Source organism: Heyndrickxia faecalis, assembly GCF_040267745.1.
In the GTDB taxonomy this organism is placed as follows: domain Bacteria; phylum Bacillota; class Bacilli; order Bacillales; family Bacillaceae_C; genus Weizmannia; species Weizmannia faecalis.
Genome location: NZ_CP158453.1, coordinates 2797739 through 2817683 on the forward strand (window position 1 = coordinate 2797739; position 19945 = coordinate 2817683).

The 19945-nt window shown below is 43.4% G+C and carries 13 protein-coding genes; 4 read left to right on the forward strand and 9 right to left on the reverse strand.

Annotated elements, in window-relative coordinates:
- Positions 1 to 40: 40 nt before the first annotated feature.
- Both ABR335_RS13620 and ABR335_RS13625 read right to left on the reverse strand, forming a co-directional pair.
- On the reverse strand, positions 41 to 826 hold the full coding sequence (locus ABR335_RS13620) for a 5'-nucleotidase, lipoprotein e(P4) family (RefSeq protein WP_035182278.1): 786 nt from the start codon (positions 824 to 826) through the stop codon (positions 41 to 43).
- Between the two features lie 539 nt (positions 827 to 1365).
- Positions 1366 to 4218, reverse strand: a complete 2853-nt coding sequence (locus ABR335_RS13625) for an MMPL family transporter (RefSeq protein WP_350346252.1) — start codon at positions 4216 to 4218, stop codon at positions 1366 to 1368.
- Between the two features lie 487 nt (positions 4219 to 4705).
- Between ABR335_RS13625 and ABR335_RS13630 the strand changes: the two genes are divergently transcribed.
- Complete coding sequence (locus ABR335_RS13630; protein ID WP_350346253.1) at positions 4706 to 5347, forward strand: TetR/AcrR family transcriptional regulator; 642 nt, start codon at positions 4706 to 4708, stop codon at positions 5345 to 5347.
- A 31-nt stretch (positions 5348 to 5378) separates the two neighbouring features.
- A complete protein-coding gene (locus ABR335_RS13635; protein ID WP_014095926.1) occupies positions 5379 to 6890 on the forward strand; it encodes a DHA2 family efflux MFS transporter permease subunit in 1512 nt (503 codons plus the stop codon).
- Positions 6891 to 6943: 53 nt separating this feature from the next.
- Here the strand turns inward: ABR335_RS13635 and gabP are convergent, their stop codons facing one another.
- The 6 genes from gabP to ABR335_RS13665 all read right to left on the reverse strand — a co-directional run bounded on the left by gabP (position 6944) and on the right by ABR335_RS13665 (position 15774).
- The gene (gene gabP, locus ABR335_RS13640) at positions 6944 to 8335 is read right to left on the reverse strand and encodes a GABA permease (protein WP_326244090.1); all 1392 of its coding nucleotides are present in this window, start codon (positions 8333 to 8335) and stop codon (positions 6944 to 6946) included.
- Positions 8336 to 8379: 44 nt separating this feature from the next.
- A complete protein-coding gene (locus tag ABR335_RS13645; RefSeq protein WP_017551599.1) occupies positions 8380 to 9717 on the reverse strand; it encodes an aspartate aminotransferase family protein in 1338 nt (445 codons plus the stop codon).
- A 1351-nt stretch (positions 9718 to 11068) separates the two neighbouring features.
- Positions 11069 to 12433 (reverse strand): PTS ascorbate transporter subunit IIC, encoded by a 1365-nt coding sequence (locus tag ABR335_RS13650; RefSeq protein WP_350346254.1) that lies wholly within the window; start codon positions 12431 to 12433, stop codon positions 11069 to 11071.
- Positions 12434 to 12544: 111 nt separating this feature from the next.
- Complete coding sequence (locus ABR335_RS13655; RefSeq protein ID WP_035182291.1) at positions 12545 to 12844, reverse strand: PTS sugar transporter subunit IIB; 300 nt, start codon at positions 12842 to 12844, stop codon at positions 12545 to 12547.
- Positions 12841 to 14958, reverse strand: a complete 2118-nt coding sequence (locus ABR335_RS13660; RefSeq protein ID WP_061577777.1) for a BglG family transcription antiterminator — start codon at positions 14956 to 14958, stop codon at positions 12841 to 12843. The genes ABR335_RS13655 and ABR335_RS13660 overlap by 4 nt, the downstream gene beginning before the upstream one ends.
- A gap of 351 nt (positions 14959 to 15309) precedes the next feature.
- Complete coding sequence (locus ABR335_RS13665; protein WP_026684858.1) at positions 15310 to 15774, reverse strand: hypothetical protein; 465 nt, start codon at positions 15772 to 15774, stop codon at positions 15310 to 15312.
- 600 nt (positions 15775 to 16374) lie between these two features.
- Here ABR335_RS13665 and ABR335_RS13670 point away from each other — a divergent pair.
- Positions 16375 to 17811 (forward strand): NCS1 family transporter, encoded by a 1437-nt coding sequence (locus ABR335_RS13670; RefSeq protein WP_014095931.1) that lies wholly within the window; start codon positions 16375 to 16377, stop codon positions 17809 to 17811.
- Positions 17801 to 19198: an allantoinase AllB gene (allB, locus tag ABR335_RS13675; RefSeq protein ID WP_328229882.1), complete on the forward strand. Its 1398-nt coding sequence runs from the start codon at positions 17801 to 17803 to the stop codon at positions 19196 to 19198. Before ABR335_RS13670 ends, allB begins: the two co-directional genes overlap by 11 nt.
- 195 nt (positions 19199 to 19393) lie before the next feature.
- On the opposite strand, the gene thiW is transcribed toward allB, so the two are convergent.
- Entirely contained in the window at positions 19394 to 19912 is a 519-nt protein-coding gene (gene thiW, locus ABR335_RS13680; protein WP_029142551.1) for an energy coupling factor transporter S component ThiW, read from the reverse strand.
- Positions 19913 to 19945 lie beyond the last annotated feature (33 nt).

Sequence of the window (19945 nt, forward strand, 5' to 3'; positions counted from 1 at the left end):
GCATATAAAAATTCCGGAGAACTCCGGAATTTTTTTGCGTTTATGAACCACATGGCAATTCATGCTCCCAATCCCCGTAAACCGGATTCGGGAATACGATAAATTTGCGGCCAAATGCATGGCGGAAACGGTCTGCTTCCAGGCTGCGCGCCTTGTTTCCTTTTCCGTCAAATGTCTTAAAAAAGTCACCCAGATTATCACCGAACAAGGCAATGATTTCATAATTCTTTTCAACGGTTTGTCGGCGTGCTTCTTTGCTGCTTGTTCCTATTTGCAACAGCACATGGGAACGGACGGCCTGCGGGATCCCTTCTTTTTTCAAGTTGCGAAGGGTGGCATCCATATATTTTTCGTCCCGGTTTGAAATGTAATAAATATCGATTCCTTTTTTGTCGGCATATTTTAAAAAGGAAAGCGCCCCCGGGAGCGGTTTTGCTTTTGCTTTTTTCACCCATGCTCCCCAGCCGCTGCCAAACGAAATGCCTTTTTCTACCATATAAGATAAGTACGGCCCGTTATCCAGCACCGTTTCATCGAGATCCAGCACGATGGCCCGCTTCTTTTTTACCTTGGTTTTCAGGCTCTCCTCAATACGCTGTTTTCCGATATTGTATCCTTGATAATAGAGCGCTTTTGCTTCCCCGGATGTCCGGTACCAGGCAACCCCCATTTTGGTCTGTTCCGCTTTTTGCTTTGCCGTGCAGCCAGAATGCGCAACCGTATTGATTGCTGCAGCTTCCCGGCTTTGTTTGCCATCTTTTGCGGAGCACCCCGCATTGCCGAGCACGAGCGCACAGACAATCAGCAAACCCGCAAAATAGTTCATGCTTGCCCCTTCTTTCTAAAATGCTTTTACGTTTAGTATAGAGGAACCCCGGAAATTGATACATGCTAAAATGGCATCTTTCACGGGGTTAGGCACTTCGAAGCGGTCTATCCTGATTTACGACGGGATTTTTATTCTTCCGCTGGCATGTATTTTTTGTGATATGGGCGTTTACGTACATTGTTTGTCGGAATTTCGCCCGCTTCCTTAACGTAGACCCCTTCTACGTTAAGGTACACCAGATTTTTCGCTCGCTTCCTTCACTTAGACGCATCCTACGTTAAGAAACAACGCGTTTTTTCCGCGCTTCCTTCACTTAGACCCGTTCTACGTTAAGAAACACCAGTTTTTGCGCCCGCTCCTTCACCTATACTCGTTTTATGCTCACTTTTCAAAAAAATAGTTGGCCTGTTTGCTCACTTACCATCTCTTTACCGTACTTTAGCTAAAAGGTTACCTGCTTCCTCCGCCTCGATCTAAAACCGTGCCAGCAAAAAAAGCAGCCCTTTCCCAATTTGGATAAGCGGCTGCTTTTTTCATTATCGCTTGGATGATTCTTTCTCCAGCTCCAAGTTTTCTTTCTTTTTGTCCGAAAATATTTTTTCCAAGGCTTCCGGCAAGGCGATCATGCCTGGCAGAAAGAATGGCAATAGGATAAAGCAAAGCACGACAAGGCCGGTAATGACGGCGATTGCCAATTCAGCCAGCAGCAGCATTCCTGAAGGCATCAGCGTGGCAAATGTGCCGCCTAAAATAACGACCGCGGAAATAATGACACCGCCTGTATGTCTCGAAGCGAGTATAATCGCTTCCCTCGGGTCAAGCTGCGGGTATTCCTTATAGCGCATCATCAGGAAAATGCTGTAATCTACACCAAGCGAGACGATGATGATAAAGGAAAAGAACGGCACAAACGAAGAAATGCCTTCATAGCCCAGCATGCCAAGAAAAATAGAGTTGATGACAAACATGGCTGTATAATAGGCACCGACAAGGGATGCCGTAATGAAAACCGGCGGCCAGAAAGACCGTATAACCAACAGAAGCACAAGCAGCACGCTGATGGTCACGATCACGGTTGATTTGGCAAGGTCCCTTGACAGAATATGGTTCATGTCGTTGGTCGTTGCACTCGTTCCGGCTGTCCCGCTGTCGGCTTTTGAAAGCACAGTTCCTTTCAGCCCGGTGACAACCGTTTTATTGATCTTATCAATGGTATCCAATGATTGATTTGAATAAGGATCGTTGCTCAACACGACAGTCAGTTTCGTCACTTTTCTGTCATCCGACATATACGTGTCCATTGCTTTTTTAAAATCTTTGTCGGCGAGCGCTTCTTTCGGAATATGGAATGTTTTTTCCGTTTTCAGCTGTGCCAGATAGTCATTTGTTTTGCCAAGGCCGTCTAAAATTTGCTTTAATCCGCGGTTAACATCCGACAACTTATCGCCGAACTGTTTAAAACCGCTAAGGCCGGAAGCGAGTTGCTGCTGGCCCGATTTCATCTGGCCCAGCCCCTTTGTCACATCGTTCATATTGGTTACTATTTTGCCGATGCCATCAGACGCCTGGCCAATCCCGCTTTCGGTTTTCTTGAGCCCGTCTGCCATTTGCGAAAGCCCGCCAGCCATCTTGGATAGATTGTCGTTCGCTGTCTTGAACCCGGCTGTCGTCTTGTCGTAATTGCTGTTCAGCGTGTTGATCCCTTCCGGCGTGATTTGCTTGAGGGATGATGAGAGCTGGTTTGTCATTTGCTTCAGCGCCAAATAGTTCCGGTCGCTCTGCACACTTGGCGTACTTTGCCCGAGCGCCGTCACGAGCGTCTGCATTTGCGCAATCGCACTTTTTACACCGAGCAGTGCTTGTGCAGCCTGCTGATAATTTTTGCCCATTTCAGCATAGCCGGCCTGCATTTTCCCGTAATTTGCTGACAATGTGCTGACCCCGCTGCTCATTTGGGAAAGATTTTTTTCAATGGTAGCGATGCCGTTTGCCAGTGTTTCCGGCTGGCCGGACCCATTGCCAATGCCGTTTTGAATTTTTTCGAGCCCGGTGGTGAGAGCGGCCATTCCATTTTCAAGTTTGGCGGTTCCATCTACCATGTCGTTCACTTTCGAAAAATCGGCGGATCCGAGTTTCTCCTGGGCTGTCTTTAATCCAGCATTGATTTGGTCAACCCCGTCCTGCGTTTGCGACAAGCCGTCCGTTACCGTAATCATCTGCTTGTCGATGTAAAAGTCCTCCATTTTCTTTCCTTCAGGCCGCGTAACCGAAGAAACTTTCCCGACACCGTCTATTTTTTTCAGCCTTTGTGTAATATTGTCAATGACAGCCATGGATGCGTTGTTATCCATTGCTTTTCCGTTCTCAATCACAACCTCCGCAGGCATGGACTGCCCTTTCCCGAAATGTTCAGCAACAAGGTTGATCGCTTTGGAAGAAGGATATTTATTGCCAAGTTCTCCAACCGTATCAAAATTCAGCTTCTCCTGGTGAAAGATCAATGCTGGGGCAATGATCAAAAGAATGAGTGTGACTGTAATAATCGGATGTTTTACGGCGATGAAAGAAGCTTTTCCCCAGTACCGGTTCGGCTTATGCCCGCTTGCATTTTTCGACGGCCAGAACAGCTTTGTACCAAGGACTTTCATGATGAAAGGAGTTAGGGTTAAAATTTCAAGCAAAAGGATCGTTACCCCGATCACCACAACGACACCTGACCGATATATCGGCGATTCGGAAAATATAAGCGCCAGAAATGCGATAAAAACGGTCACAATACTATAGGCGATCGTTTTTCCCGCCGTCCGGTATGTGCGGACAATCGCTTCATCAATCGGGTTCCCGTGGGACAACTCTTCCCTGAACCGGTTAAAAAGCAGGATATTATAATCGGTTCCAATTCCAAATAAAATCAGCACAAGCAGCATCTGCGTCAAGCTTGTCACCGGAAATCCGGCTTTGTCGATAAGCTGGGCGGCAATCCCCATTGAACACAAATAGGAAAAAGCGACAGCCGCCAACGAGACGAGCGGGGTCACAACGGAGCGGAACACAATCACCAGCACAACGAGAATAAAAATGACCGTTAATGCTGCGCTCCGCTCCACACCGGCTTGGGAGGCCTTCAAATAGTCATTGTTAATAAAATCTTCCCCGCTCAAATAATAATCGACAGGCGAATGTTTCAGCCTGGCATCAAACTGTTTTTGGATGTCATCGATTTCTTTCCCTTTTTTATCCAGCTTGAAGCTGACCATAAGCGTGGTGCCGTCTTTTGATAAAAGGGAACTTTTGGCTTCCGGCGTATGGATCGGGTCAATCACATTGGAAATGCCGAGTTCGGATTTGCTTTCTCTAATTTTGTCTAAACAATCACCGATTTTTTCCATTTCGGCCTTTGAAATTTTATTTTTAATGAAGGAAAAATTCTGATGAGCGCCAAACCATTCATTGTATGATAGCTTACAGCAGGCAATATTTCGTTATACTTCAGGACGATTATTTTTGCAGGCAACAGAATAGCCTTTTTCCGTTCACTTTATATAGTAAAAACTGGGACGGGCACCAGCCTGTGTTTCCATAATTGGACCTGCGACGATTTCCCCGCAGATTCGCGACCGGTAAGACCGGATTTAAAACTTCCCCAGCCTGTTTTGTGTTTTCAGATACGGTTGTCCTTATTTTGTCCCGGCAAGCTGCGGCGAAGAGACCGGTGCACTTTATTAAGAAATGTTTCCAGTGACACGGTGTCATTTTTTCATTGACATCTTAACACGGTGTCATATATAATCTTCTTATTGTTTCTTTTATGACACGGTGTCATTTTCAGGATAGTTGCCCGTGCCGTAATTTTTCAAGATAGGAGAATATGCTGCCATGCCGAAGCCAACTTTTTTCCGATTGCCGAAAGAAAAACAGGATACTTTGATTCAAGCTGCAAAAAAGGAATTTTCAAGAGCGCCGCTGCACGAATCCTCTGTCGCAAACATTGTAAAGGAGGCTTGCATTCCAAGAGGCAGCTTTTACCAATACTTTGAAGATAAGGAAGATTTGTTTTACTATTTGCTGCGTTTGCTCTCACGAAAAAGCAAAGAACAGTTTATTTCCACTCTCCAAAAAAAGGGCGGGGATTTATTTGCGGCTTTTACCGAGGTCTTTCAATTTGCCATTCAAGACATCCGAAACCAGGAAAATGCCAATTTTTTCAAAAATGCTTTTTCCAATATGAATTATAAAACTGAAAATACTTTGGCAGAAAATTTTTTTGAAGAGGATCTGAAAAAGCAGGATTTGGCTTTGCTCCGGTCCGTCAACACAAAAAAACTGAACATCAATGACGAACGGGAACTGCAGGATATGATCACGATTTTGGAGGCCGTCACCTTTCATAATCTTGTGCAAGCATTTGCCGGGGAATTAACGGCCGAAGAAGCACTCGATCATTATCTTGCCCAAATGGAACTGCTTAAAAAAGGATTGTACAGGGAACCTTCTCCGGCATTTTCAGGCAAGGAATAAAAACAACTTACAAAAAGGGGAAAAAGATAATATGAATCCAGCAATACAACATAAAAAGCCGCCCTATCTCATGATCGGGGTTCTTTTTATCGGCGCTTTCGTTTCATTTCTCAATAACTCGCTGCTCAATGTAGCACTGCCTTCCATCATGGCAGATTTACACATCAAAGATTATTCCACCATTCAGTGGCTCGCAACAGGTTATATGCTAGTCAGCGGCGTGCTGGTTCCTGCATCTGCTTTTCTGCTGACCCGCTTTACAAACCGGCAGTTGTTTATTACGGCCATGTTGATCTTCACGTTAGGGACTGCGCTGGCAGCATTTGCCCCGAACTTCGGGCTGTTGCTGACAGGAAGGATGATCCAGGCTGCAGGATCTTCTGTCATGGGGCCATTGCTCATGAATATTATGCTGGTTAGTTTTCCGATTGAAAAACGTGGAACAGCCATGGGAGTCTTTGGCCTTGTCATGATTACAGCCCCGGCAATCGGCCCGACGTTATCCGGCTACATTGTCGAATACTTTGACTGGCGCTTTCTGTTTGAAATGATTTTGCCACTAGCCGTTATCAGTCTCGTTTTGGGGATCTGGAAAGCGGAAAACGTCATGGAGCAAAATAAAAAAGCAACGCTTGATTATCTCTCGGTCGTCTTGTCTTCCATCGGGTTTGGTGGTTTGCTTTACGGATTCAGTTCTGCAAGTTCGGACGGCTGGACAGATCCGGTGGTTTTAACGGCACTGATTGCCGGCAGTGTGGCTTTAATCGCCTTCGTTATTCGGCAGTTTATGATGGATGAACCATTATTGGATTTGCGCGTGTATAAATATCCGATGTTTGCCCTTGCCTCTGTCATTGCCATTGTAAATGCGGCAGCCATGTTTTCCGGCATGATTTTAACACCTGCCTATGTGCAAAACGTACGGGGCATCTCTCCGCTTGACTCCGGCTTAATGATGCTGCCGGGCGCAATTGTCATGGGGATTATGTCGCCGATCACCGGAAAGCTGTTTGATCAATTCGGCCCCCGCGTGCTGGCTGTCACGGGGCTTTCCATCACAGCTGTTTCCACCTATATGCTGGCGAATTTGCAAATTGACTCGAGCTACACCTATATTATTCTGGTTTACACGCTCCGGATGTTCGGGATGTCGATGGTGATGATGCCGATTATGACGAACGGCTTGAATCAATTGCCTTCCCGGCTGAACCCGCACGGAACGGCGGTTAATAATACGGCACAGCAAGTTTCCGGGTCAATCGGAACAGCCGTTTTTGTCACGATCATGAATGCTGTCACAAAATCGAAAGCGGAAGACCTGATGTCCGGGATCAATCCGCTTCACTTTACAGCAGCTGATAAAGCCGCCTTAGGACAAAAAGCGTTGCTGGCCGGCATCCAATATTCTTTCTACGTCGCGCTCGCGATTAATATTGTCGTATTGATCATGTCCCTTTTTGTGAAACGGGCAGATACATTTAAACCAGGCGCCAAAAAGGAAAACAGAAAGAAAACCATGCAAACAAAACCGGCTTCAGATTAACAGCTGGAAAATGGGCACCGCCTTTTTAAAAGAGGCGGTGCTTTTTGCGGTGCTTAAGATTTTATACTTGAATCCTCACTATCCAGTGGCAGCACATTTGTTTTTTTAGGATGCAAAAGGAAATACGAGCCGACCACGAGAACGGCAATAAGCAAAGTCAGCAATACTTGCGAGCGCAATGAGTCGATAAAGATCATCGCGACTAAAACCGCAACAATGCCCAAAATGGTGACATAAGTTAAATACGGATACAGCCACATTTTCACCTTCAAGGCATCCGGATTCGTTTTTTCCACCGTCCGGCGCATGCGCAAATGGGAAAAGGCAATAACAAGGTAAACCAATAAAGCGATCCCGCCTGAACTATTTACTAAAAACAAGAATACTTTATCCGGGGAAATATAATTAAAAATAACCCCGACATAAGCGAAAACCGTCCCGCACAAAACGGCATAAACCGGTACCCCGTTTTTATTTAACTTCAGAAAAATTTTCGGGGCATCGCCGGCTTTTGCCATCCCGTACAGCATCCGTGAATTTGTATATAAACCAGAATTCAAACAGGAAAGTACGGCGGTCAGCACAATGAAATTCATAATCTGAGCCGCTGCTGGAATGCCGACATGTTCAAGAACGGCGACGAACGGGCTCTTTAAAATATTCGCCGAGTTCCACGGAAGCAAGGTGGCTACAATCGCAATCGAACCGACATAAAAGATCAGAATCCGCCAAATGACACTGTTGGTAGCCGTTCTGACTGCCCTTTCCGGTTCGGAGGATTCCCCCGCCGCCACCGCCACAATTTCGGTCCCCATAAAAGAAAAGATGACAACCGTAATGCCCAATAAGACGCTACCAAAGCCATTTGGCATAAAACCGCCATTCCCTGTTAAGTTGGAAAGTCCTGGGGATTGGACGCCCGGAACGATGCCGAAAATAACGGAGAGGCCGAGCAGCAGGAATAAAACAATGGTGGCCACTTTAATGATTGAAAACCAATATTCGAATTCACCGTACGATTTAACGGAATATACATTTGTGAGCGTTAATAAAACGGTTAATATTAAACTTAAAAGCCACGATGGCATTTCCGGGAACCAGTATTGAATATTCGCTGCCCCCGCAGTTGCTTCAATCGCAATGACAATGACCCAAAAGAACCAGTACAGCCAGCCAATCGTGTATCCTGCCCAAGGGCCAATGGCTTCACGCGCATAGGTGGAAAACGAACCGCTTGTCGGGTTCACCGATGCCATTTCCCCCAGCATTCTCATAACAAAAATGACAAGTAAACCTGCCAAAGCATACGAAATGACTGCACCCGGGCCGGCCGAATGGATGACGGCGCCGCTTCCCATGAACAAGCCGGCGCCAATGACTCCTCCGATCGAAATCATCGTAATATGGCGAATTTTCAAGTCCTTCTTCAGTTGCTGATTCTCCAAACCCTCTCTCTCCTTTGAAGCGCATTTTCTAACAAGAAACGTTTTTACAATTGGGAGATGCTTTCTTTTAAAACTTGCACGATCGTGCGAAAGTCATCATCGGTTATGCTTAACGGCGGGGAAAGCTGCAATACATTGTTAAATCCAGCAACAGTATCACCGTTCTTGCCAATTAACAGGCCTTTTTCTTTGCAGGTGCTTATCACTTTATTCAGTTTTTCGACTGCAGCCGGTTCCTTTGTTTGTTTATTTTCCACCAGCTCAATGCCAATCAGCAATCCTTTTCCGCGGACATCCCCTACATTTGGATGATCCTTCAGGCTTATTAGCGCTTCTAGCAGCCGTTCACCCAGTATGCGGGAACGTTCAAACAACGCTTCATTTTCCATTAATTCCAAATTCTTTAAAGCCAGTGCACAGGCTGCAGGATTTCCTCCGAATGTGTTGACGTGGCGGAAACGGTCATAATCTTCACTGCCCGCATACGCCTCGTAAATTTCCCTTTTGACAGCAGTCGCTGATAGCGGGAGATAACCGCTCGTAATCCCTTTTGCCATTGTAATGATGTCCGGCTTCACGCCGTAGTGCATAAAACCAAATGCCTTTCCGGTCCGTCCGAATCCGCAGATCACTTCATCACAAATCAGAAGGGCACCGTGCTTTTCGCAAATCTCTTTCACCTTCGCCATATAACCATCAGGCGGCAGTAAAATCCCTCCGCCAGTAATGATCGGTTCCATAATAACACCGGCAATCGTTTCACTTAGCTCCCACGTCATTACACGGTCGATTTCCTTGGCACTTTCAAGCGTTTCCACGTCATCCGGATGCCGGTACGTGTCAGGAGGTGCAACATGAAGAAATCCCTGTCCAAGCGGTTCATACTTATACTTTCTTTGTGCCTGGCCTGTTGCCGCAAGCGCCCCCATCGTATTGCCGTGATACGCGCGATAACGGGAAATAAACTTGTACCGGTCCAGGTCCCCTCTTTGCCGGTGGTATTGGCGGGCAATTTTAAAAGCCGTCTCATTGGCTTCCGAACCGCTGTTAGAGAAGAAAATGACGTAATCCCCGCCAAGCCATTCGTTTAATTTTTCGGCCAGCTGAATGGCAGGCACGTGGCTTTGGGATAACGGATAGTACGGCATCTCAAGAAGCTGCTTGTATGCCGCTTCCGCCAATTCTTTCCGGCCGTAACCGGTATTCACACACCATAACCCGGCCATCCCGTCCAAATAGCGGTTACCCTCAATGTCCGTTACCCAAGCACCTTCCGCTTTTGTGATAATCAAATTGGGCTGCCCGGGACTTGCGGCTCCCCTCATGGCATGCCATAAATATTTTTCATCTGTTTCCTGTAACGTTTTTGTTTGCAAATGCATTCATCCTCCCATCCCCTTGATTAAGTTACACGCTGTCGTCTTTTTTGCGCGTAAAAACAGTGTGCATCCTTCCCCCCATTTCCCGGCCAAAAGCAGCTCAATGGCAATATTCCGACTGCCTTGCTGCTGGCGGGTATGGGCTTCCGTTCTTTTGACGGTGCCATGTTCGCCCTGGCATGGCATTCATCCTGAAAAATGTACTGGATGACTTTCATTCTTCTCTGCGAAACGGGCGCCTCCCCACTGCCACCCATATCGATTTTTCGCCATCTGCCATGCCATACCCCTGTTCGAAGTCATTTTTGTAAGCGGATTCAGTGAAGGGTTTGACAAATGATTCACCTATTCACATTACATTCCGACAGAGAACCATCCTCCAACCATAAAACTGAAGAAACCAGTAGCCAGAATTTTGGATATAAAAGGGGTCCCCATGCCCGGAAAATCACAACGGTTGGCTAAACAACACTATGCGCATATTATAGAATGAATTTTTTCTCTTTTCAATACCTTTTTTCTGACCACAGGCAGAAAAGATTTTATTGCAGCCGTGTCTGATCAAGATTGTAACCTATGATCGGGAAGATAACCACATAGAAAAGAGAAAACAGTTAACAGTTCGGAAAAAAATTAATTTTCCTTGGATTTTATGGAGGCGATTTCGAAAGGATGCTATAATAAAATTGCTCAAAGCTTGATCTGGGCATAGCATGAATGATGAATGGAGGTGTACGGCTTGAAAAGCTTCTTTTTATCTAAAACGTTTATTATTACTTATTTGATTGTCTTAGTTGCATTTGCATCACAAATAATGTCTCCAGCTATAAATGTTAATTATATTGCCTTGATCTTTGTATCTTTTGTGATCGCTGCAGTAATCACATTTATAATAAAAGCATCCATCAAATTAATAGATGTAATCACGAAAAAAACATCTTAAAAAAGCTCCTATATAAATGAACAAAATATCGCGGCTCCGTTGCCTGCTGAATAAAGTAGGCCTCATGCAAATTGCTGCTCGTGCTTGATGAAAAACTTAAGTTCATTTTATATAATAAGGGCTTTTTCTTAACACCGTTGTTTTCATTTTAAACATTCGCATGAGTAGGCACCATCAGCAACTCGGCTTTCTACATTAAAAGAAAGCTCTTTTCGCGGCTACAAGAAGAGCTTTCTTTCATTTTTAAGCCAATTGCTTTTCCTTTTTAAGTGATTTGAAGAGTCCACAGCATTTTAGCAGTACATCCGTTCATACGGATCCATTCATCCGCTTTAGTCTTTTAAAATGGCAGCCATGGATGTCCGGACCATTTCCACTTATCTCATCTCTAAAATTCCCCAAACCAATTGGTTATTTATTTCCAGCAGGATTTGCATTTTTCTTTTTGAACGCGGTTAGAATAAGCATAATGGCAAGAACAGCAAAAATTCCTGTCGTTATCAGTACAGCGCCTCCTAATCCCCCTAAACCTCCTAAGAAAAGGCCGACAACACCATAGTCTGTGTCAGAGAATGTAGAATTTTCGAAGCCAAGATTGCCTAATACCGGCATCAGCGCAATCGGCATGAAACTAATAACGATTCCATGGATGAATGAACCGAGTATCGCACCTCTGCGCCCGCCTGTTGCATTGCCAAATACCCCTGCTGTTGCACCACAGAAAAAGTGGGGAACGACGCCTGGCAAAACGATTATCGTGTGGAAGGCAATCATCAGAAACATGCTCACGATTCCGCCGATAAAGCTTGAGAAAAAGCCGACCAAAACAGCATTTGGGGCATATGGAAAAACAATTGGACAGTCAAGTGCCGGTTTAGAGTTTGGAACTAATTTTTCAGAAATCCCTTTAAACGCCGGAATGATTTCGCCTAAGATCAAACGGACACCCGAAAGGATGACAAACACACCTGCAGCAAAAGTACCTGCCATTTGGATGGCATAAATAATAAAGTTTGTTCCATCGCTTAGTTTTGCTTCAATATATCCTTTGCCAGTAAAAATAGCTAGAATTATATAAATAACTCCCATCGTAAGCGTTATGGCAACCGTTGAATCACGCAAGAAGGAAAGGCCTTTTGGGACTTTAAGATCTTCTGTTGAATGGTTTTGATTTCCGAAAAATTTACCAATAACAGCTGAAATCATGTATCCAAAATTACCGGTATGTCCAAGTGCAACTTCATCTGTACCAGTAACATTTTTCATGAATGGCTGCATGATAGCCGGTGACAAGGCATTTGCCATTCCGAGAATCAATCCGCCTAAAAGGATTAAGGGTACGGATGTAAAACCGGATACCGTCATAATGACCGCAATCATACAGGACATATATAAAGTCGCATGCCCTGTTAAATAGATATATTTAAATCTCGTAAATCGTGCAATGAAAATATTGACAATCATGCCAACCAGCATAATCAATGCTGTCGGTGTACCATATTTTGTGAGGGCAAGGGCTACAATCGCCTCATTATTTGGGACAACACCCTGAACGGAAAAAGCATGTTTAAACATTTCCCCAAATGGTGTTAAAGAATTCTGTACAATACCCGCACCCCCTGTTAAAACCAGGAATCCTACAAACGTCTTTATACCGCCCAGCAATATGTTACTGATCGATTTCTTTTGAAGGATTAAACCGATAACGGCAATTAAAGCAACAAGAAGTGCCGGCGTACTGGCAATACCAATTAATACATTTAAAAAATCTTTCATGATCTCGTCACCTCAATTTGTCTGAATGAAAAAATAATGCTTTGTTCATTCATCTTTGGTTAGATCTGGATAAAAACGCATCCATGCACGAATTTTTTGCTTATCCATGAATTATTCAGGCAAACGACCGGATTCTTGCAAAAATTGAACCACTTTTTCTTTCAATTCATTTTTATCAATAATACTTTTTAATACTGTTACTTTCTCGGCTCCAAGTTTTTCAGTTGCCTCAGCTAAATCCTGGCCGACAAAGAAATGGTCTGCAGAATCCGGGGTAGCACTTCCCATATCGAAGTGAGTCACTTCAATATCATCCTGATTAATCCCTAATTGATCTAAAATCGACTTGATGTTCATTTCAATCATGAAACTGGAACCTAAACCTGATCCGCATACAGCTGCAATTTTCATTGAATATTCTCCTCCTCTGTAATAATGGATAAAATTTCTTCTTTCGTTTTCGCATGTAAAAGTTGCTCTAATTTTTCTTCCTTCCCCAGCAATGTTGCAAGCTCGGATAATGCTTTTAAGTGGGCCGTATTATCGATGGCTGCTAAAGTAATAAAAATCCTAACCGGATGTTCTTTATCTACTAAATCAACCGGTTTATCAAGCTTCAACAGTGACATTCCTAAGTGCTTGACACCATTTTCGGGACGTGCATGCGCCAAGGCAATTTCTCTGCCAATATTGATAAACGGCCCATGCTGATTGACAACGTTTATCATGGCATCAATATATTCCTGGTTAATTTTGCCCTCCATTAAGAGCGGGCTTGCGCTCTTTTGAATGGCTTTCATCCAATCGAGGCCATCATTTTTTACAACTTGAATTGTATGATCAGTTAATAGCTCACTCAGCATTGGCTGATAGATCCCTCCTGTTCCACTCTTGAAGTTTGGTTTATTAAACAGCTGAATTAATCCTTGTGTTAAGCCATTAAAGTCATGAATCTTCGCATAATCACTAACAACATCCAAAATAGATGAGACAAGTTCATTTCGATAAATATCAAATTGAACAAGATTTTTGGTGAGTATTTTTAAATCCTGATGATCCGGGATGGAATGAACTGTAATGACTTTTTTATTTTTTTCCGGAATGTTTACCGTGGAAATCACCAGGTTTTCCTGTATTTCCGATTGTTTTAAATACTCTCGCTCTGTGATTGGACCTTCAAAACTTACAAATGGAAACAACGATTGAAGTTTTTGTTTCAAGATGGCTGCAGTTCCAACACCGCTGCTGCAGACAAGCAAAACTTTTTGAACTGCTTTTGTAGGCCAGTTTTTTCTTTGTTTATCAATTTCCGCACCAAAATAAATCGAGATTAACGAGATTTCATCTTCACTGATAGAATGTTTACAAAAGGCTTCAAAAGGCTGAATGGAGAATCTTGTAAATGAAAATACATTCCCGTAATTCTTTTTGATCTCCTTTAACAGCCTGTTTTGATACTTCACACCATAGCGCACCCGATAGTAACAAGCAAGAAGATGCACGTACAGATTCTTTTTCAATTCATAAATATTATCGAAATTGATGCCGGATATTTGTTGAAAACGTAAAATCACTTTTTCAACGACCGTATCCAATCCGGTAAATTTTTGCGGTGCATATTTGGACTCCGAACTGATAAAATTGATCTGGCTGCTCAAAAGAAGTGTTTCTATATAAAAGATTTCGTTTTCATATACTTCAGGATTAATATCAAATAACTTTAACAGCTGCGAAACCAGTTCGTATTCAGGGTACGTTTTCAGAACATTTAATTCGTATTCTTTTAATGGTCCGACTGTTCTATTCTTTTTAATTCGCTGAATAACAAACGGGATATAAACCGATAAAATGTTTATAGCGTCGTCCGAAAAATGTTTTCCCGTCAATCTTTCTACATCTTCTAACCATGCACCGGTTCCACGTATAAATTGATTTTCAGCTTTGCAATCGATGAAGTGTTGAAAATGTTCACTGCTTATCATTTTTTTGTACAAATTTGAGTGATTGCTAATAAATTCATGAAACCACCAACGGATATCTTCTTCTTTTCCGCTTAACCAGTAGCCGTGTTTAGGATCATTTTTAAGGGCAAGGTTGGACTTTTTAAGCAGGCTTCTGGCCCGATCAATATCTGTTATAGCAGTATTTCTTGAGATATTTTCAAGTTCAGACAGCCCTTCAAGGGTAACTTTTTTCGTACTGATTAAACTAAGCAGAATATCTATGTTGCATCTTTCATCTTTTGAATATTTAATCGGTGTTGATTCTTCGATGGCATCCCCTGTTTTAAGTATTTTTTCTTTCGTTTCTTTTTTTAGATAGTAGCCCTCATTCCTGACATTTTGAATGGGCTCCATTTTTTTTGCAAGCAATTCTTTATTTAGAGCGTTGAAAATATAATAGACCGTTCTTTTGGAAATTTTAAAGGTGCTTGATAAATCTTCAACAGATGTGTATCCTTCTTGATGTGCTAAGTAGTTTAAAATGAGCTTTTTCTTGGAAGCGCCCATATTTTTCACTCCCATTTGTTCCTCCTTCCTACATTTTCATCATATAACAAATGTTAAAACATGTAAGCGCAATCAGTGCAGAAGACTATGTGCAAAATTGGGCTGCTTAATTGAAGGATCAACTAAAACAGCACGACTAGAATGGGGAGTTTTTCTCAGCTGGGCGGAAATTGGAATATCTTACAGTTAAGTTGAAAAAACAAATGAAATTAATAAAAAGTGATGGAAAATGTGGCATTGGTTATGTAGATGGCAGTTGATAGAATAGTTTACGTCCTTGAAGAACGAAAAGTAACGAAGCTTGCCGGACGAATCAGCTTTTGGCCTGTTCTGACTCGTCCAGCAAGCTCGTCCAGATTATTGCTTTTAATACTCGCCTTTTATGACAAAAAATGACCCCCGTATGGTGCCGGCCAGTTTTGACTTTTGTCTGGCAAATTTAAATTTCCCTTCTAATTCCTTTGGTACTTCCATCCCCTCAGAAAGTTTAAAACCAACCGCCCGCTTCTTCGGATCATCTATGGAATACATTACATTGACAACGAGGCCATCCTCGTAAAAGACGTAAGCAAATTGGATATTTTCCACTTGAAAACGCGAAGTTTCCAATGGCTTGGCTGCAAATTCAATGCCGCGTTCTTCTTTCAAAATCCTATTCACATATTCTAGGGTCTCTCCGCTTTCTGCAGCTGGCAAAACAGTAAATACGTGTTTGTATTTATTCATAAAATAGCGCGCCTCATTCGCACGCAAACCGGCTAGCGCCTTCGCAACAGGTGAAGACTCTAGACCAACATCAGACACATTTTTGAAATCAACGATATAGGACATGCGCAACGCTCCTTTTCCTAAATGGATTTGATGTAAACACAACAATATATAAAAACCATTCTATACTTAACCGCTTACAATATTTGTCCTCGCTCACCAGAAATGATCACTGATATTTTTGGGCTCTCACCTAGCATTTCTATTATAACAAAATTGGTAGCACTGAATGGGGAAATTGCTGAGGCGAGTTTTCGGTGCAAAACATCCATACAAATCCGGCCGTGACCATTTTTGCTAAAAAATCCTGGTTGAATCATGTGCAGAATCTGCTGTTTTTACATTTCCTACAGCAGCGATTATTTGGATAAAGGATGTCTCCTCAAACCCAAGCTTTTGTTTTCACCAAGAAAAAATCTTTCAGCTCTCCCTCCTATTCATGTTAAGTTACCTTACATAAAAAACAAAGAAAACACCAACACTGGTTCTACTTTATCTATTTTGAATAATAAATAGATAAAGAATTGTGCAAAATCGCTAATGAAAAATCGTTTATCCTTTGCTATATTAAAAATACAGATGACATTATATGTGATATTAAATGACATCAAAAGAAACATCCCAAATTCACTACCGTAAATTTATTGAAAAGGAGCTGAAGCAATGGCTACTCAATTGGAAAGTGCTTATCCGCAACCGCAGAAGAAGGCGAGTATGGATCCCTCCCTGATCCCGAAAACAGATGCAGACAGAACAGTTGGCCCTTTGAATTATATTTTTATGTGGATTGGGGACGGGGTCAATATTGGAAATATTACGCTTGGTGCAAGTCTGATTGTGGCCGGGATGGCGACATTAAACATTTACCAAACTTTTGCTGCGGCATTGATCGCCATCAGTATTATTTCAACCATCTTTTCATTGAACGACAGATTAGGCTACAAAACAGGCATTCCGTACGTTGTCCAGCTGAGAATGTCCTTCGGCGTAAAGGGTTCGATATTCACATCGCTTTGCCGCGGTATACCTGCCATTGTTTGGTACGGATACCAAAGCTGGATTGGCGGCACGGCTTTAAATGAAATGGCCAAAATTGCAACGGGCGGAGCTTTTGACAATGCGGCTGTTTGCTTTATCGTGCTCCAATTGTTTCAAATTGCGCTCTCCCTCTATGGCTTTCATGCGATTAAGTGGGTGGAGGCCCTGACTTCAGTCGTGATTTTAGCTGCACTTTTCTATGTGTTCAGCATTCTTCTCACATCCCATAGCGCCACGATTGCAAACAAATGGGTGCATGCAAAAGGAACGTGGGGGCTGCCATTCTTTGCTTTTATCATGACGTTTATGGGCAATTATGCCGCCATCTTTTTAAGTGCAGCGGATTATTCAAGAGAATTGAAAGCCGGGATCAGCCATACAAAAAGAAGGTTATTGTATTTTATTCCGATCTTTATCGCATACGGGTTTGCTTTAACGATGGGGGCCATGCTTGCTTCTGCTACCGGTATTACAAATCCTGTAAAGGCCTTTTCGGTGGTGGTCGATAATCCTTATATTACATTTTTCGTGTCTGCGTTTATCGTGATCGGGACCGTTTCGGTGAATATGGTTGCCAATATTATTCCGCCAACTTACGTCATTACATTGCTTACGAAATTAAAGTATAAGTATGCTGTCACCATTACAGGGCTGCTTGCTTTTGCATCTTTTCCATGGGTGCTTGTCCGGGATTCTTCAGCAAAGGGGCTCGACATTTTTATTCTGGCTTACTCGGCATTTTTAGGTCCGATTGTAGCCATTCTATTGATTGAGTACTACATCTTCCGAAAACAAAAGGTAAATATCGCCGACTTGTACGCGGAAGACGGGCCTTATTCCGGCTATAACCCTGCGGCTGTCATTTCATTAGTAATTGGCGCGGCTGCCGCACTTGCAAAAGTGGAACTGGCATGGATCATCGGCTTTGTTGCGGCTGGTTTAGCCTATGTCATTCTGTCAAAATACGCATTTCCATTTTCAAAATTTAAAAAGGATACAATTTTTCAAAACACAGTCGTTCTCGAACCAAATCACAGGGAGGGCATTCACAATGAAATATGATACGCTCATTAAAAATGGAAAAGTTGTTTTTAGAAACAGCGTTAAAATCGCTGATCTTGCCATCCAAAATGGAAAAATTGCTGTAATTGCGGATAAAATTGAGGAAACAGCAGAACAAGTTTATGATGCTTCAGGCCAATATGTAATGCCGGGAATGGTCGACATCCATGTACATATGTGCGAACCGGGACGGACGGAATGGGAAGGGTTTGAAACCGGAACAAAGGCGCTTGCCGCCGGGGGAACGACAACGTATGTAGATATGCCTTTAAATGCGCTGCCTGCCACGACAACAAAAGATGCTTTAGAAAAAAAGCTTGCCGCTGCCGCCGAAAAAAACTATGTGGACTACGCCTTTTACGGCGGATTAGTGCCCGGTAATCTCGATCACTTAAAAGAACTCTCTGATTGCGGCGTGGTCGCTTATAAATGTTTTATGGCCAGCTGCGGAACCGATTTGCCGGGAGACTTTAAAAATGTAGATGATTACACGCTTTATGCGGGGATGAAAAAATTAGCCGAGCTGGGACATATTTTATTGATTCATGCAGAGAATGCCGCCATTACCGATGGGTTAGCAGAGGAGATGATCAAACAAGGGAAAACAAGTCCGGCTGATTATGTTTCAACACGGCCGGTATTTACAGAAGTGGATGCCATCAAGCGGGCGCTGTATTTTGCGAAACAAACCGGGTGCAAACTGCATTTTGTCCATGTCAGCAGTGCGGAAGGAGTGGAAGAAATTACGAAAGCGCGGAACGAAGGACAGGATGTCACGCTTGAGTCATGCCCCCATTACTTTACCATCACAACAGCCCAATTTGCGGAAATCGGCCCACTTGCAAAATGTTCCCCGCCTTTACGCAGCGAAGCGGAGCAGGAAAAACTTTGGGAAGTATTGAAACAAGGAAAAATCGATATGCTGACATCCGACCATTCCCCTTGCCCGCCTGTAATGAAGGACAGCGAAACCGGAAATATTTTTGAGGTATGGGGCGGCATAACCGGGTGCCAGCATAATGTCGATTTGATGTTCGATGAGGCTGTCAAAAAGCGCAGTATTCCCATTACGCAATTTACGCGCATGATTGCAACCAACCCTGCCGAACGTTTTGGCTTAAAATCGAAAGGGGAAATTGCGCTCGCAAAAGATGCGGATCTTCTCTTTCTCGATCCCGACCGGCCATACACGGTAAGTGCGGAAGACCTCTATTACCGCCATAAGCACAGCCCGTATATCGGCAGAAAAATTGATTGCCGGGTTACGAAAACTTTTTTAAGAGGTCAGCTCATATTCGATCTGGATGGCGGTGGTATCACAGGCGAGCCGGTTGGCAAATGGATCCGGCCAGCGAAGGTCTCAGACTATGCCGGAGTGCCGTCATAATGCTAACAGCATCAGGCTCTGCTTTCAAGAGCCTGTTGTTGCTGGCACAGATTTCGGGACAGGAATAAAAATAACGCAAGACAGCTTGCTGTTTTCAAGAGCCTGGTTTTGCTGGCATGGATTTTGACCGGTTATCAATGGCTGGCAACCTGTATGCACCATGGCAAATGCCTTCAATCCTCCGTGGTGCTTCACTCAAAGCTTACGGTTGCTTACGGTATGATTGATCATTCTGTCCCACCCTTTATTTTTTTGTAAAACTTTTATCAAAACATAGCCAAAAATGGCCCCTGCAAAAGAGCTTAAAAAGAAGGCAGGGATAAATCCGAAAAGCGTTGACGCTTGGCCGAGTAAGAAAACAGCAATGGGATAACATGCCAAGGCACCGAGAATGCCTGTCCCCATGACCTCCCCAACAAAGGCAAAAATGAGCTTATTCGTCTTCGCGTACAGATAAGCTGCCAAAAACGCGCCGATCATGCTTCCCGGAAAGGCAAAAATACTCCCCGTCCCAAGCAAGTTACGTAAAAGCGAGGATATAAAAGCTTGCGCAACCGCATAACCGGGGCCGAGCAAAACAGCCGAGAGTATGTTGGCAAAATGCTGTACCGGAAAAATTTTTGCAAAACCAACCGGGATATAAATCAAACTGCTGGATGCAGTTGTGATAGCTGCAATAACTGCAGTTGCTGTTATTTTTTGTGTTTTTCTCATTAGAACCAACCTTCCCTCCTTTTTAGTTGCGAA

Excerpts from the sequence above, each read along its gene's own strand:
- ABR335_RS13620 (WP_035182278.1), bottom strand. The coding sequence starts at position 826 with ATGAACTATTTTGCGGGTTTGCTGATTGTCTGTGCGCTCGTGCTCGGC.
- ABR335_RS13660 (WP_061577777.1), bottom strand. The coding sequence starts at position 14,958 with ATGGGAGTGAAAAATATGGGCGCTTCCAAGAAAAAGCTCATTTTAAAC.
- allB (WP_328229882.1), top strand. The coding sequence starts at position 17,801 with ATGAAATATGATACGCTCATTAAAAATGGAAAAGTTGTTTTTAGAAAC.
- ABR335_RS13625 (WP_350346252.1), bottom strand. The coding sequence starts at position 4,218 with ATGGAAAAAATCGGTGATTGTTTAGACAAAATTAGAGAAAGCAAATCC.
- thiW (WP_029142551.1), bottom strand. The coding sequence starts at position 19,912 with ATGAGAAAAACACAAAAAATAACAGCAACTGCAGTTATTGCAGCTATC.
- ABR335_RS13630 (WP_350346253.1), top strand. The coding sequence starts at position 4,706 with ATGCCGAAGCCAACTTTTTTCCGATTGCCGAAAGAAAAACAGGATACT.
- ABR335_RS13670 (WP_014095931.1), top strand. The coding sequence starts at position 16,375 with ATGGCTACTCAATTGGAAAGTGCTTATCCGCAACCGCAGAAGAAGGCG.
- ABR335_RS13635 (WP_014095926.1), top strand. The coding sequence starts at position 5,379 with ATGAATCCAGCAATACAACATAAAAAGCCGCCCTATCTCATGATCGGG.
- ABR335_RS13650 (WP_350346254.1), bottom strand. The coding sequence starts at position 12,433 with ATGAAAGATTTTTTAAATGTATTAATTGGTATTGCCAGTACGCCGGCA.
- ABR335_RS13665 (WP_026684858.1), bottom strand. The coding sequence starts at position 15,774 with ATGTCCTATATCGTTGATTTCAAAAATGTGTCTGATGTTGGTCTAGAG.
- ABR335_RS13655 (WP_035182291.1), bottom strand. The coding sequence starts at position 12,844 with ATGAAAATTGCAGCTGTATGCGGATCAGGTTTAGGTTCCAGTTTCATG.
- ABR335_RS13645 (WP_017551599.1), bottom strand. The coding sequence starts at position 9,717 with ATGCATTTGCAAACAAAAACGTTACAGGAAACAGATGAAAAATATTTA.